Raw genomic sequence first — 1,063 nt, forward strand, 5'->3', positions numbered from 1 at the left:
GGGCAGGCCGGTCGCCTGCGCCGGTGCCGCGACCTGCTTCGGGCTGCGCCTCCTGGCCCTGCATTACGGGTGGCACCTGCCCGGCGCCACGCCACCTTCATGATCCCCGCCACTTGCACGGCCGCGAAACCCGGCCTTAGTCTATATTCGGCTATATAGAGTGAAGGGCCATATAGAGTGAAGGGCGGGGGCAGGATGCGACGGCGCGTGTTCATGATGGCGGCCGGCCTGCTGCCTTGGGCCGCCCGGGCGCGCGGCGGCCGCACCGTCGACGTGCTCTATGCCGGATCGCTGCTGACCGCGATGGAACGTGGCATCGGGCCGGCCTTCGACGCGACGGGCACGGACGTCTTTCGCGGCTATGCCGGCGGATCGGGGGCGCTGGCCAACCAGATCGCGGCCGGCCTCCGGCGCGCCGATATCTATATCAGTGCCGATCCCGCCCTGAATCTGCGGCTGGGCCCGGCACATGGCGATCATGTGCGCTGGTACGCGCCGTTCGCCCAATCTCCGCTGGTGCTCGGCTATGACCCGCGCGGCCGGTTCGCGGCCGCGCTGCAAAGCGACCCCTGGTACCTGGCCCTGCAGCGGCCCGGCGTCCGGATCGGCCGCACCGACCCCCTGCTGGATCCCAAGGGCGCGCTGACCGTCAAGCTGCTGCATCAGGCCGAAACATATTATCGCCAGCCCGGCCTCGCCGACCGGATCCTTCACGCCGGCGATGGCGACCGCCAGGTCCGGCCCGAGGAAAACCTGGTCGGGCGGCTGCAGTCCGGGCAGATCGATGTGGGCTTCTTCTACGCGACCGAAACCGCGGCGCTGCACATCCCGGCCATGACGCTGCCGCCCGCCCTGGCCCTTTCGGCCCGCTATACGGTGACCATCCTGCGCGATGCGCCGAACCCCGAAGGCGCGGAACGGCTGGTGGCGTTCCTGCTGGGCGCGCGGGGCAGGACGGTCCTGGCGCAATACGGCCTGCAGGTGCCCGGCCCCCACGAGGCACCCGCCGTCATGGGCGATCCCGCCGCCGTTCCACCCGCCCTGCGCCCGCTGCTGCGCCCCG

The 1,063-nt window shown here is 71.2% G+C and carries 1 protein-coding gene; it reads left to right on the plus strand.

Translation table 11 applies throughout. The annotated features are described in order from the left end of the window. Positions 1–195: 195 nt before the first annotated feature. Positions 196–1,063, plus strand: an 868-nt coding sequence (locus tag HUK84_RS19765; protein ID WP_176641728.1) for an extracellular solute-binding protein, incomplete at its 3' end; no start/stop codon positions are given.

Origin of the sequence: Nguyenibacter vanlangensis (assembly GCF_013376155.1) — a bacterium.
Lineage (GTDB): Bacteria > Pseudomonadota > Alphaproteobacteria > Acetobacterales > Acetobacteraceae > Gluconacetobacter > Gluconacetobacter vanlangensis.